Raw genomic sequence first — 13,252 nt, forward strand, 5'->3', positions numbered from 1 at the left:
AGCCCGTAATTGAGTGCGATCGGCACAATAAAAAGGGCAACGCTGAGGAGGAAGAGCCGCATCAGCTTGTTGGCCTTGCGCGTCATAACGGGTTCGTTCATCGGGCTCACTTTGATATTCGCCGGGACTTATAGGCTTGCTGTCTAGTATCATGAAGCGTATCGGGTCTGTTGGCTTGTTTATTCCTGTGGCGGCGACTTGTCAGACCGTCATGACCACGCTTCGAATCAATCTACGCTAGAAGCCGCCTTGCCATCACACCGGGCCTGCCTATAATCGCGCGCTTTCCGCATCCACCTTCGGGCGGTTTTTTGATTGGCGAAAGCATGAGCGAGGAAAAACCCTCGGTTGGCGTGATCATGGGAAGCCGGTCCGATTGGGCCACCCTGAAAGCTGCCACGAAAATCCTAGATACACTCGATGTGCCCTACGAGACAAAGGTCGTCTCGGCGCACCGCACACCGCAACGGCTTTACGAGTATGCGACGGGTGCGCGTGGTCGTGGACTCAAGGTGATCATTGCGGGCGCTGGCGGCGCTGCACATTTGCCTGGCATGGCCGCCTCGATGACAACGCTGCCAGTGCTCGGCGTGCCGGTCGAAAGCAAATCCTTGAAGGGGCTCGACAGCCTGCTCTCGATTGCGCAAATGCCGGGCGGCGTCCCAGTCGGCACCCTCGCTATAGGTAAAGCGGGCGCCACGAACGCCGGGCTGCTTGCCGCGAGTATCCTGTCGGTTTCCGATGCCGCCTTGGCATCGCGTTTGGAGGCATGGCGCAGCGCGCAGACCGATGCGGTCGCCGAGACCGTCGAAGAGGATGACTGACGCACCGCTGCCTCCCGGCAGCATGATCGGCATCTTGGGCGGCGGTCAGCTCGGTCGCATGTTGTCGGTCGCGGCGAGCCGGCTCGGGCTCAAGAGCCATGTCTTCAACGACACTCCCGATGCGCCGGCCTTTCAGGTAGCCGCAAGGACCAGCGTGGGGGACTATGACGATCTCGACGCCGTCGCGCGCTTCGCCGAGCAAGTGGACGTCGTGACGTGTGAATTCGAGAACGTCCCCGCCGCAACGCTCGAGGCTGCCGGCGCGGCAGCGCCCGTCTTCCCGCCCGTGAAGTCCTTTGAAATTGCACAGGACCGGCTCAACGAAAAAGATTTTGTCAGCGGCCTCGGTATTCCCGTCGCGCCCTACGCAAACATCGAGACTCTCGCCGATCTCAAGGAATCCATCCTACGCATACCACCACCTGCCCTCCTGAAGACGCGCAGGTTCGGGTATGACGGCAAAGGACAGACCCGAATACTCACGCTATGCAGCGCCGAGAGCGCCTGGGAAGCGATTGGTGAAGCGCCCGCGATCCTTGAGGGCATGGTCACTTTCGAACGCGAGATCTCCGTCGTAACGGTGCGCGGTCGAGACGGTACCGTGCGCTTCTATGACGTCGTCGAAAACGTTCACAAAGACGGAATTCTCGACACGAGCCAGGTCCCCGCGAACGTGACGACCGCACTCGGGGCGGAGGCACGAGCGATCGCCGGCAAGATCGCCGGGGCGCTGGGGCACGTGGGCGTCGTCACCGTCGAGATGTTTCAAACCGGCGGCGCTGAACCTGCTCTTGCTGTGAACGAGATCGCTCCGCGGGTCCACAACTCTGGCCACTGGACCCTCGATGCCTGTCTCATCAGCCAGTTCGAGAACCACATCCGGGCCATTTGTGGCTGGGAACTTGGCGATGTGAGCCGCCACAGCGACGCCGTGATGACCAACCTGATCGGCAGTGATGTTGAAGATTGGCGCAAGTACGCGGCCGAACCTGGAACTGCCGTGCATCTATACGGCAAAGCCGAAGCGCGACCGGGACGCAAGATGGGCCACATCAATAGGGTTTCCCCTAAAACCTAGGCATCAAGAGCCTGTTCGCGCTCTGGACAACCAGCTGCATGTTTGCTAGAGCACGCTCGGATGCGTGGATCTGGTGTTCCGCAAATGGTCACCAAATTTGCGCGCCAATCCCAAAACCAACGCTGAATTGGAGTTTGAGACGCGTGCAAGTCGTCGTCCGCGATAACAATGTCGATCAGGCCCTTCGGGCACTGAAAAAGAAAATGCAGCGCGAAGGCATCTTCCGCGAGATGAAGCTCCGTAACTATTACGAGAAGCCCTCCGAGAAGCGTGCCCGCGAAAAGGCTGAGGCCATCCGGCGCGCACGGAAACTCGCCCGCAAGAAAGCCCAGCGCGAGTCTGGCGTAGGCGGACGCCCACGCGGCCGCCGCTAAGCCCTACCTCTTAGCTAAGCCCTACCTCTTAGAAGTGCTACGCTTGCCACGAGCCGGGAAGACCCTTCCCGGCTTTGTCGTGCCTTTTGTCCCGCTATTCGACCGGTCTAGTCGGATCCGGCACTAATCAGGAACGCGACTAACGCTCCGCCGCTGCCGCTGCCGGGACTTCCATGAAACGCCCAGCGCCTGGCACACGCTGGCGCTCGGTTGTCGGCACGGCGTCCGTATCGAGGCGAACCAGGAATTCGTGCACACGCGACCACGCACCGTGTTCGAAAAGATCGTTGTGCCCCGCCCGCGGCACGACCGTCAGCGTTTTCGGCTCTTTGGCCGCGTGAAACACGTGACGTGCCATATCCAGAGGAATAACCGCATCGCGACCGCCATGGACAATAAAGAGAGGCAAGCTGACGACATCGATCCGATCAATCGTGCGGTATTGGTCGACCATGATCTGCTTTAGTGGCAGCAGCGGCCAGGCCAGCTTGCCCACATCGACGACCGACGTGAACGGCGATTCGAGAACGAGCGCCGCAGCTTCGCGCTGCTGGCAAAGCTGTGTTGCCACACCGGTACCAAGCGACTCGCCATAAAGGACGATATCGCGGGGCCGCACGCCAAAGCCGCGCAGCGTATCGTATGCGCTCACAGCGTCTCTCACGAGACGCTTTTCCCTAGGCCGGCTCGCCGAGCCGCCATAGCCTCGATAGTTGACGATGAAAACGCCATAGCCATCTGCGGTAATGGCTTTGAGCTTGCCCGCGCGATCAGCCACGCTGCCACTATTGCCAGGGAAGTACAGAAGCGTCTGCTTGCCCTTTTCAGCCGGGCGATACCAAGCGACCAGCTTTTTGCCGTCTGTCGACTTGAAGACAATTTCTTCGACACCAGCAATCCCCGCCTCGCGAGGATCGACCCGCCTACGGTCTGGCACATAGAGGAAGTACCGATGAAGCAGCCGCGCAGCGATGCAAAAAAGCGCGAATATTATAAATAGAGCGAGAATAATGTTGAGCATGAGCTCGCCTGCGCCTCTTTTATATTTGTTGTTTTAGGATCCAAAGAAATATAGACCATGTATGAATGGCGCCTGGACAGACCACTCAATTGACCAAACACTGAGGCTGTTTCTCAATCTCAGGGTTTATACCTGCCTAATGACGATCTAAGCTCTCGCAACCTCAAATTAACATTCACAACCGGAAATAAGTTGACCCCGGCTGGATGGTTCGGGCTTTGCGAGAGTCAATGGGTGACGGTCATGAAGCGCACGACGTCCGCGGCAAGAAGCAGCGGAGTAAAGGACGATTGAAGCCGCAAAGTGGGCGAATCCAGTCCCGAGCCTGACAATTTTTCGTTCCAATTGAGACGGTTAAGGCGCAGGAAGGGCTTGGCACAGAGGCCGGATGGCGCCTGCGCGCCTGGCGAGGCAGACACGAGAGGCAAATCCGCTGAGTGGGCTCGGGAGAGGCTGCTAGAGCGCCTTAGCGATTTCTTCGGTCATCTTCTTTGCGTCGCCCAGCACCATCATCGTGTTGTCTTTGTAGAAGACAGGATTGTCGATGCCGGCATAGCCCGAGGCCAACGAGCGCTTGTTGAAGAGAACGGTCCCCGATTTCCAGACTTGCAGCACGGGCATGCCGTAAATGGGGGACGACGGATCGTCTTCCGCCGCAGGGTTCACCACGTCGTTCGCGCCAATGATGTAAACCACGTCGGTCTGAGCGAACTCCGAATTGATGTCTTCAAGCTCGAACACTTCGTCATAGGGCACGTTGGCTTCGGCAAGAAGCACGTTCATGTGTCCGGGCATGCGGCCTGCCACCGGGTGGATAGCGTATTTGACTTCCACACCCGCTTCTTTCAGCCCATCGGCCATCTCCCGCAACGCGTGCTGCGCTTGAGCAACGGCCATGCCGTAGCCCGGCACGATGATGACCTTCTCAGCGTTCTTCATGAGGAAGGCCGCGTCTTCGGCGGAGCCCAACTTCACAGGCTTCTGTTCGCCATCGCCAGCCGGGCCCGCGGTCTCGCCACCAAAGCCGCCCAGAATGACGCTGATGAAGGACCGGTTCATGCCCTTACACATGATGTAGGACAGGATCGCGCCTGAAGAGCCAACAAGGGCACCTGTGATGATCAGCGCTGTGTTGCCAAGCGTGAAGCCGATGCCTGCGGCCGCCCAGCCCGAATATGAGTTGAGCATGGAGATCACGACCGGCATATCGGCGCCACCAATGGGAATGATGATCAGCACGCCCAGAAGAAGCGATATTGCGACAATGGCCCAGAAGAAGAACGGCGTCTGCTGTTGGCAGAACAAAACGATGCAGACAACCAGAGCGACACCCAGGCCAATGTTGATGAGATGCCGCGCGGGCAGCGTGATGGGAGCACCAGACATGCGGCCCGACAGCTTGGCAAAGGCAATTACCGACCCGGTAAACGTTATGGCGCCAATGGCCGCGCCGAGGGACATCTCCACAAGGCTGGCGACGCGAATGTCGCCGGGTACGCCAATATCGAATGCCGCGGGGGCGTAATAGGCCGCAGCGGCAACCAGCACCGCCGCCATACCGACTAGCGAGTGGAAGGCGGCGACCAATTCAGGCATCGCAGTCATGGGGATCCGGCGCGCGATGACGGCGCCGATGGTCCCGCCGATGGCAATGCCGCCGACGATCATGAGCCAGGACAGGCCGGAGTCAGGACGTGCCACAGCCAGCGTCGTCGCCACGGCAATGGCCATACCGGCCATGCCCATGTAGTTGCCTTGGCGCGAGGTCTCGGGCGAAGACAGTCCGCGCAGCGCAAGGATGAAGAGGACGCCCGAGACAAGATAGAGCAGTGCGACGAGTTCGGAGGACATGGTCTACGATCCCCCTAGCGGTCTTTACGCCGGTACATGGCGAGCATGCGTTGCGTCACCAAGAAACCGCCGAAGATATTGACCGAGGCGAGGACCAGAGCCACGAAGCCCAGGATTTTCGCTATCCAATTGCCTGAGGATGCAACGGCATCTCCCGCCTCGACTGCCACCGCGAGCAGCGCGCCGACCACAATCACCGAGGAGACTGCGTTGGTCACCGACATGAGAGGCGTATGCAGCGCCGGTGTCACGCTCCAGACGACGTAGTAGCCGACGAAGACCGCCAGCACGAAAATCGAGAAGTGGGACATGAAGTCATGGCCGCCCTCTTCCGAGCCTCCCGCGGCATACGCGGAACCCATCCAAAGTGCGTCGTTAGCAAGGGCCATTGCGGCAACGATGATCCCTATGAGAAGGGTACGTTTCGTCATGATGTTTTCCCTCCGGCGACGCTCTCGTTCACGATCGCACCATCACGGGCGATCGCCGTACCGACGGCCAGTTCGTCTTCCCAATCGATGGCAAGCTCTTTGGTTTCTTTGTCGATGAACGGCTCGATGAATGCCTGAAGATTGCGCGCATACAGGCTCGAGGCGTTTACAGGCACCTGACCAGGTAGGTTCAACTGACCGAAAATGCGCACGCCTTGGTGCTCGGCAACTTCGCCAGGCCTGGTCAATTCTGCGTTCCCTCCCCGCTCCGCGGCGAGATCGACGATGATGGATCCAGGCCGCATACTTTCGATCATCGCGGTGGAAATCAGCTTCGGCGCCGGCCGGCCCGGAATAAGGGCAGTCGTGATGACAATGTCCTGATTCTTGACGTGATCCGCGACAAGATCCGCCTGTTTCTTCTTGTACTCGTCGGACATTTCTTTGGCATACCCGCCGGAGGTCTCAGCCTGCTTGAACTCCTCGTCCTCCACGGCGATGAACTTCGCGCCGAGCGACTCGACTTGTTCTTTTGCGGCGGGCCGCACATCCGTTGCGGACACGATCGCGCCGAGGCGCCGGGCGGTAGCGATAGCCTGTAGCCCGGCGACGCCGGCTCCCATTACGAAGACGCGGGCGGCAGGGACCGTGCCCGCCGCGGTCATCATCATCGGCAAAGCCCGCTCGAACGCCGCTGAAGCGTCGACCACCGCTTTATAGCCCGCGAGGTTCGACTGCGAGGAAAGCACATCCATGCTTTGCGCACGCGTAATCCGCGGCATCAGCTCCATGGCGAACAGCGAGACCCCGGTCTTAGCAAGCGCTTCAAGTCCGGGTACGTCAGAAAATGGGTCCAGCATGCCGATTAAGGCCGCGCCCTTTTTCATGCCCTTGGCGAGCTCAAGGCTTGGACGCCGGACGGTGAAAACCACGTCCGCATTCGCAACGGCGTCCGCATCGCTCTTTGCGATCGAGGCGCCTGCTTCCGTGTAATCGTTGTCGGTAAAGTGAGATCGAAGGCCCGCACCAGACCGCACGGAGACCTTGGCGCCAGCTTTCACCAGCTTCTTCACGGTCTCGGGGGTAATGCCGATCCGAGGCTCATCAGAGCCCTCCGCGGGTACGCCAATAGCAATCATCTCGGGTCCCTTTGCTGCGAGCGTACCGATCCGAGAGAGATGATCCGCCAAACGCTTTCGGGTTCTAGAAGGCGGGAGGTCAGGCGTCCCCCCAAAGCCGTCTGCCTGAACTTACGTAAGGAAGAGAGCCATGCCGGCAACGATCACCAGACAGACAACCGTGCCCCACAGAAACAGCCCACAGAAGAGCTTGTAGGTGCCGACATGCTCGGCGTAGTCCATGTCCGGGTGCCCTTCTTTGGGATCAATCTGCATTACGCCCTCCCCCTCAAACCTATTGTTGCATGGCGGTTACGACCCGCCACTTCGCGATCGCGTCGCAGTCTCGGGAAATAGCAGACTACGGGGCCTGCCGCAATAATTCCTCAATTGGCTCGAGTGGTCGGCGCCCTAGTCCAATAGTACAACCATGTGCCCGTCGGGATCCCGGATGACTGCGCCGTTCGCACCGTTCCCAAGAGCAACGAGACCGTGTGACACGAACGCTGTGCCAGCCGACCGGTTAGACGAAGAAGACGACATTGGCCTTGGCGCTCAGCAACGTCGCAATCCACTCCGGCGCTGCCTTGCCTCCAACACTCTGCTTCTTGAAGCTGGAGAAGCCGGACCGGGGTTGATGCGTGACACCCTCGTCGTCCGCCCAGACATGCCAATAGGACAGTTACGGGGGGCCGCTGCCGTCCAACGAAACCTTGTTGCCGTTTAAATCCATTACGCTCACTCCCGATCAAGGCCTGCATATAACGGCGCAGTTTGTCCAAGCGTCGTCGACTTCTCGATCTCTTTCTCGGCTGTTTGAAATATACCGCTGGCAAGCATCACGAACATCAAGCCACCGACGAGCCCGAAATCCTTAAACAAGTCCCAGACATGGGGATAGCCCTCGCTGTCGGACGACCAGAAGCGCGGAGAGGCCCAGAAGTTATGGAACAATAACGCCGAAACGGCGCAGTAGCCGGCCAGAACGAATGCCGCCATGCCATCATAGAACCCGACAACGATCATCGGCGGCATTAGCAGCTCGACTGCCATGGCCGGATAAAGGAGCGCAGTACCACCCGGGAGCCAACTTGAGGACGCCTGCTTTACTGCCGCCTCATGATTGATGATCTTGTCGATGAAGCTAAACGGCGTCGCTTGCGAAGCCTCGTGCAAGAAGGGGGAGATCACAACCCTGCTAGAGGATTTGTTTGTTAGGAGCTTGCCTCGACTTCACCCGCGTCGGGGATCGGCACGCCCGCGCGCGCGAAGGCATCTTGCTGGCGCCTGGCAACAACGGCGACATCAACGCCGCCGAGAGCCTCGTCGAACAGGTTGTGGAAGTTTAGCTCCGCACCAAGATGCAAGAATACACCACCAAGCCCGATCGCCGCGCGGTCCATAAAGACGAACTCGCGTGGGATCGTGACAGGCCCCTTTTCGCGGAGGGCCTTATGGACCTGAAAGGCTTCTTTACGCCCATACATGCCGGGATCAATGTCATCTGCGATCGTGCGCACGCGATCATCGAGCATGGGACCGTAAATGAATCGCGCCCAGATGTTTAGAACATCGATCAGTTCGTCGGACAAACCTACAAAGCCCCACGTCTCGTAGGCATGAACAACCAGATCCCGGTCGTCGCGCAGAAGACCATTGTAGAGATCGATGACGCCTTGAATGAATTTGGGCGGGAAGGCGCGCATGCATCCATAGTCAAGCAGGTTGATGCCGGCGGCTTTCCCCGCATCGTCCTCAAACACCGTGTAGTTACCCAAATGCGGATCGCCATGGATGACCCCATAGTGACTGAAGGGATGCCACCAAGCCCGGAACATGGCGCGCGCAATCTCATTGCGCTCATTAAGTGGCCGCCCCTTGTACTCGAGGAGTTTTCGTCCATCGAGCCAGGTCATCGTAAGTACACGATCGGTCGAAAGCCCCGACAAGACATCGGGAACTCGCACATACGCATCGTCTGAGAAAATCTCACCGTAGAGGCGCGTCATGCCAGCCTCGCGCTGGTAATCAAGCTCCTCACGTAATCGCGCCGAGAGTTCTTTCAGCACCTCCGAGGTCTCGACTGCGGGTCGCATGCGCCGATGCACCGAGAAGAGCATGCCGAGTTGCACCAGATCGGCTTCCACCGCAGAGCGCATATCCGGGTACTGCAACTTGACCGCAAGGTCTCTGCCGTCATGGGCAATCGCCCGATGGACCTGCCCCAGGGAGGCCGACGCTGCGGCTTCGTAGTCGAAACTCGCGAACTTGCTTTCCCAGTCTGGTCCTAGCTCCGCCGCCATACGGCGCCTGACAAAGCCACGGCCCATGGGCGGCGCGTGGGTCTGCAGTTTACCAAGCGCCTCGGCGTATTCGGGCGGCAGCGCGTCTGGGATTGTCGCGAGCAACTGGGCCACCTTCATAATCGGGCCCTTTAGGCCGCCCAGAGCCATCGCGAGCGCCGCGGCCTCTTTTTCGGTCTCGGAATCAAGTCCGAACAAGCGTCGCCCGGCTATGCGAGCTGCAACACCGCCAACATTGGCACTCACCTTGCTGTAGCGCATCGCACGAGCGCTGAAACGGTTTTTCTCGCGATCAGTCGTCTCGGAATGACCCTTTGGGGCAGCACTGGGCCCGTTGGACAAGTCGTTCATGGACTTCCTTGCTTTTCACGTGCAGGTAAGACATCTCACATATAGGACGCGAATCCGGGCGCGCGATAGCTGAACTTCAGAACTTCTCTTCCAGAGCGCGATTTTCATCGCTAGGCAAAAAACTGCTTCACGCCGCCACTATATTGGGCTGCCTGTTCGCATCCGCGGCACTTGTTGCTGGCGTTATGGCCGAGGAGCATCCGGCACTCGACATCGTAAACAATGGTCTCCCCCTCCTAGCGATAGGACTGAAAGTTCTCTTGTTGGTGAGCCTCGCGTTGCGCAACCGTATGCTGATCATTGCGACTGTAAGCCTTCTGGCGATAGGGCTGGCCGTCCTAATCCCAAACCTGGCTGGCGCCGCCTCAAGCGCCCCGGAGAATGCCGAGCGGTTCTTGCGCGTAGCGACATTCAATGTCTGGGATCAAGGCAATATCCGCGCTAAGGAGGTCGAATCGTTTTCGCGGAGATCAATGCCGATGTCATAGTCTCGGAAGAGGTCGGCTCTCGGCACGAGAAGCTCCTGGTGCATCTGCGTCGGGCGTATCCGCAACAGGCGGGCGAGGGAGGCCTCGGTATCCTGTCGAAACACCCGGTCGTGGACAAGGGATGGCTCGACGGTTCACACGAACTCTGCAGGTTATCACCGACCGGAAAATGGGCGCGGGTCGATGTAGACGGTCGGAAGATTGACATCGTCGGGGTCCATATGCGCCGTCCCTTTTTCCCGAACCTGCAGAAGTCAGGCTTCGACAAGCTCAGACGTTTCATGACAACCGTGACAGAGCCTGTGATTGTTGCGGGCGACTTTAATGCCGCCCCTTGGACGCAGAAGCTTCACGCACCCCTGTCCACCACCGGCGTGAAGAGGCTCAATACCGTCAAGCCAAGCTGGCCTGCACAATGGCGGAACCTGGAGCTCCTACCAATCCTGCCGATTGACAACATCCTGGTTTCAAAACACCTGTCGAAAATCGATCTTCGGGTTGGTCCGAGGCTGGGGTCCGATCATCTACCTGTGATCGCCGATATTGCGTTGGTCGAATAGCATACGGTTCGCCAGAAGGCGCATCCAAGCGCCGTGACTTGTGAAACGATGGCAGTACGGAGATCTGCGCGCGGCACCAAAGCGCTGAGCGTTTAGCCTTAGCCTTTGACGAACCGGTCCAGCGCTTCGCGATAGGAGCGCATAGCATCACGGGCAACTTCGATCTCGGCATCAAGCGCATCTGAGTCGGGGGATCTTGGCTGCGGTTTGGAACGCCGCGACGACGCAATCAACAGCGTCAGCACAACCACCGGCGTCAGAAAGTCAGTTAAGAGGATGGGACCTGCATTGCCGGGCGTAAGGTTGTCATAAGCCATGATGTCGTGGACATGACCGATACCTGCGCCAACCAAAAAACAAGAGGCTGCGATCGCCACCGCAACCCTCGCGTAGAATGTTGTAAAGGCCGCATAGAAACTCGCGAGGCCAATTCCGAGATTGGCGTAGCCCACTTCGAACTGAAACGGACTCGGGGGCCAGCCGATGGCTTCCGCCGCCCGAACGGGAAACAGCACATGGCCGAAAAAGGCCCAGAGTCCCAGCAGCCCCAGCGGAAAGATAAAGATGTAGCGCAAGGCCCGATGAAGAATGAACGCGCGTGGCAGGGGACGCGGACCGCGGGCAAGTGCGATTCCCCAACAGGTCAGCGCTGCAACCCATGCAACCAGTGGGATCAGCGCAACCTGACTCATACCTCCTAGGCCTCCGTATCTGCCGCCCGATCCATCTCTTCGAGCTCATCGATGAAGCCCTCGATCATCTTCAGGCCCATGGACCAGAAATGAGGCTCCGATGCATCAAGACCGAACGGCTTCAAAAGTTCCCCATGGTGCTTCGTTCCGCCTGCGGACAGCATCTCCAGATATCGCTCGGCGAAACCAGCATCGGCGTTTTCGTAGACAGCGTAGAGTGAATTGACGAGACAGTCACCGAACGCATACGCGTAAACGTAGAAGGGCGCGTGAATGAAGTGAGGGATGTAGGACCAGAAGGTCTCATATTCCGGCTTCAATTCGATGGCGGGGCCCAAGCTCTCGCGCTGAACGTCCATCCAAATTTCGCCAAGCCGATCGCTCGTCAGTTCTCCATCACGCCGCTCGATATGGACTTGCCGCTCAAAGCAATAAAAGGCGATCTGTCGAACGACCGTGTTGAGCATATCCTCAACTTTGGCCGCCAGGAGTGCCTTGCGTTCACGTGGGCTCGGCGCCTGATCGAGTAGCTTCCGAAACGTCAGCATCTCCCCGAAAACGCTTGCCGTCTCCGCCAATGTGAGCGGCGTTGGTGCCATAAGCGCACCTTGTTTGCCTGCAAGTACTTGATGCACCCCATGGCCAAGCTCATGGGCAAGCGTCATCACGTCTCGCGGCTTGCCCTGATAGTTGAGAAGGACGTATGGGTGTGCACTCGGTACGGTGGGATGCGAAAAGGCGCCCTGCTGTTTGCCTTCACGCACCGGCGCGTCGATCCAGCCGTCCGTGAAGAAGCGTTCGGCGATTTTAGACATGCGAGGAGAAAAGTCGCCGTAGGCGGTGAGGACCGTGTCACGTGCCTCGTCCCAGTCGATAACCTGCTTTGGCTCGTCGGGCAGGGGCGCGTTCCGATCCCAGTACTTTAAGGCATCCATTCCGAGCCACCGCGCCTTCATCGCATAGTAGCGGTGCGACAGCTTGGGATAGGCATCGCGCACGGCGGCAACCAGCGCATCGACGACGTCCCGCTCGACGCGGTTAGCGAGATGCCGGCTGTCGGCTACGTCTTCAAAGCCACGCCAGCGATCCGAGATTTCCTTGTCTTTGGCCAGCGTGTTCGTAATCAGCGTGAAGAGACGGCTATTGTCTTTGAAGACTTTCGCGAGCGCTTTGGCTGCATGTTTCCGACGCTTCTCGCTCGGATCGAGGAGGAGGTTTAAGGTCGGCTCCAGGGTCAGCTCTTCACCATCCACGTTGAAACGCAGATTGGCTATCGTCTCATTGAAGAGACGATCCCAGGCCCCTCGTCCGGTAACGGCCTTTTCATGGAAGAGCTGCTCCAGCTTGTCCTCGAGTTGATAAGGTTTCTCTTTCCGAAGATCCTCGACCCAAGGGCGGTAGTGCCCGAACGCCGGCGTGGCAAATGCCGCCTCGATGGCAGCGTCGTCGAGCCGATTCAATTCGAGCGGGAAGAAGAGAAGCTTCGAGGAGATCGCCGTAATCGTCTCCTGAATGTCTCCGTAGAATTTCTGTCGGCGCGGGTCTGTGGTATTCGCCGCGTAGAGCAGGCTTGCATAAGAGGCGACACGCCCGAGCACGTCACTCAACGCCTCGAAGCTGCGCACCGCCTCGGCGAGAGCCTCGCCACCTGCGCCGCTATCTAACAGCTCCTCCAGCTTGCCAGCATACCGTTCATGCATCGCCTCCGCATCCTGCCTCGCCTTTTCCAGATCGGCCTTGAGAGCGGGCGCTTCGGGAGCGTCGTATAGATCGCCGAGATTCCATTCCGGAAGGTCGCCGAGCGCGGCGCCCTGTGCCGATTTGGCGCCGGCCTTTTCGAGCGCCGCGTTCGAATAGGCTGCTGGTGACAAAGAAAGCGGAGCGGGAGCAAAACGGTGGGGCAACATGAGACGCGATAGTCCTCCATGGTGGGGTGCGAATCGTCGCTGAATGGATCCGCCAACTCTCGAATTACGAGATTTCCTCTCGAATAGATTGGTTGGAGCAGGCCCTCCCCGCAAGGGCTGAAGATCGCTTTGTTGTGGCACGCAAAATTACTTATTCGCAACAGTTTCCCCAAAATCGAACTCCAATAAAGGACATGTTTACCCTTCGAGCGCACTGTTTTGGCACAGCAGGACTTGCGCCGGCTCAAAAGTAT

General features: G+C 58.8%; 14 protein-coding genes. 5 read left to right on the forward strand and 9 right to left on the reverse strand.

What is annotated here, in order from left to right; translation table 11 throughout:
• Positions 1-326: 326 nt before the first annotated feature.
• The 3 genes from purE (at position 327) to rpsU (ending at position 2,276) form a co-directional block, all read left to right on the forward strand.
• Entirely contained in the window at positions 327-824 is a 498-nt protein-coding gene (purE, locus tag AC33YF_RS01740; RefSeq protein ID WP_491775470.1) for a 5-(carboxyamino)imidazole ribonucleotide mutase, read from the forward strand.
• Entirely contained in the window at positions 817-1,902 is a 1,086-nt protein-coding gene (locus tag AC33YF_RS01745) for a 5-(carboxyamino)imidazole ribonucleotide synthase (RefSeq protein WP_491775471.1), read from the forward strand. Before purE ends, AC33YF_RS01745 begins: the two co-directional genes overlap by 8 nt.
• A gap of 143 nt (positions 1,903-2,045) precedes the next feature.
• Positions 2,046-2,276: a 30S ribosomal protein S21 gene (rpsU, locus tag AC33YF_RS01750; protein ID WP_045368671.1), complete on the forward strand. Its 231-nt coding sequence runs from the start codon at positions 2,046-2,048 to the stop codon at positions 2,274-2,276.
• A gap of 139 nt (positions 2,277-2,415) precedes the next feature.
• Here the strand turns inward: rpsU and AC33YF_RS01755 are convergent, their stop codons facing one another.
• The 7 genes from AC33YF_RS01755 to AC33YF_RS01785 form a co-directional block, all read right to left on the reverse strand.
• Positions 2,416-3,297, reverse strand: a complete 882-nt coding sequence (locus AC33YF_RS01755) for an alpha/beta hydrolase (RefSeq protein WP_491775472.1) — start codon at positions 3,295-3,297, stop codon at positions 2,416-2,418.
• Positions 3,298-3,753: 456 nt separating this feature from the next.
• Complete coding sequence (locus AC33YF_RS01760; protein WP_491775473.1) at positions 3,754-5,148, reverse strand: NAD(P)(+) transhydrogenase (Re/Si-specific) subunit beta; 1,395 nt, start codon at positions 5,146-5,148, stop codon at positions 3,754-3,756.
• Between the two features lie 14 nt (positions 5,149-5,162).
• Positions 5,163-5,579, reverse strand: a complete 417-nt coding sequence (locus tag AC33YF_RS01765; RefSeq protein WP_491775474.1) for a proton-translocating transhydrogenase family protein — start codon at positions 5,577-5,579, stop codon at positions 5,163-5,165.
• Positions 5,576-6,718 carry a Re/Si-specific NAD(P)(+) transhydrogenase subunit alpha gene (locus AC33YF_RS01770; protein WP_491775544.1) on the reverse strand — a complete coding sequence of 381 codons (1,143 nt, stop codon included), beginning with the start codon at positions 6,716-6,718 and terminating at the stop codon, positions 5,576-5,578. Before AC33YF_RS01770 ends, AC33YF_RS01765 begins: the two co-directional genes overlap by 4 nt.
• Positions 6,719-6,829: 111 nt before the next feature.
• Positions 6,830-6,973 carry an aa3-type cytochrome c oxidase subunit IV gene (locus AC33YF_RS01775; protein ID WP_491775475.1) on the reverse strand — a complete coding sequence of 48 codons (144 nt, stop codon included), beginning with the start codon at positions 6,971-6,973 and terminating at the stop codon, positions 6,830-6,832.
• A 462-nt stretch (positions 6,974-7,435) separates the two neighbouring features.
• Positions 7,436-7,888: a DoxX family protein gene (locus tag AC33YF_RS01780; RefSeq protein WP_491775476.1), complete on the reverse strand. Its 453-nt coding sequence runs from the start codon at positions 7,886-7,888 to the stop codon at positions 7,436-7,438.
• A 23-nt stretch (positions 7,889-7,911) separates the two neighbouring features.
• Positions 7,912-9,351 carry an ABC1 kinase family protein gene (locus AC33YF_RS01785; RefSeq protein ID WP_491775477.1) on the reverse strand — a complete coding sequence of 480 codons (1,440 nt, stop codon included), beginning with the start codon at positions 9,349-9,351 and terminating at the stop codon, positions 7,912-7,914.
• 143 nt (positions 9,352-9,494) lie between these two features.
• Here AC33YF_RS01785 and AC33YF_RS01790 point away from each other — a divergent pair, with 143 nt between their 5' ends.
• Both AC33YF_RS01790 and AC33YF_RS01795 read left to right on the forward strand, forming a co-directional pair.
• Positions 9,495-9,839: a hypothetical protein gene (locus tag AC33YF_RS01790; RefSeq protein ID WP_491775478.1), complete on the forward strand. Its 345-nt coding sequence runs from the start codon at positions 9,495-9,497 to the stop codon at positions 9,837-9,839.
• 35 nt (positions 9,840-9,874) lie between these two features.
• Positions 9,875-10,399 carry an endonuclease/exonuclease/phosphatase family protein gene (locus AC33YF_RS01795; RefSeq protein ID WP_491775545.1) on the forward strand — a complete coding sequence of 175 codons (525 nt, stop codon included), beginning with the start codon at positions 9,875-9,877 and terminating at the stop codon, positions 10,397-10,399.
• Positions 10,400-10,497: 98 nt separating this feature from the next.
• On the opposite strand, the gene AC33YF_RS01800 is transcribed toward AC33YF_RS01795, so the two are convergent.
• Both AC33YF_RS01800 and AC33YF_RS01805 read right to left on the reverse strand, forming a co-directional pair.
• Positions 10,498-11,091, reverse strand: a complete 594-nt coding sequence (locus tag AC33YF_RS01800; protein WP_491775479.1) for a DUF6790 family protein — start codon at positions 11,089-11,091, stop codon at positions 10,498-10,500.
• Positions 11,092-11,096: 5 nt separating this feature from the next.
• A complete protein-coding gene (locus tag AC33YF_RS01805) occupies positions 11,097-12,998 on the reverse strand; it encodes a M3 family oligoendopeptidase (RefSeq protein WP_491775480.1) in 1,902 nt (633 codons plus the stop codon).
• Positions 12,999-13,252 lie beyond the last annotated feature (254 nt).

The organism is Methyloceanibacter sp. (assembly GCF_058506495.1).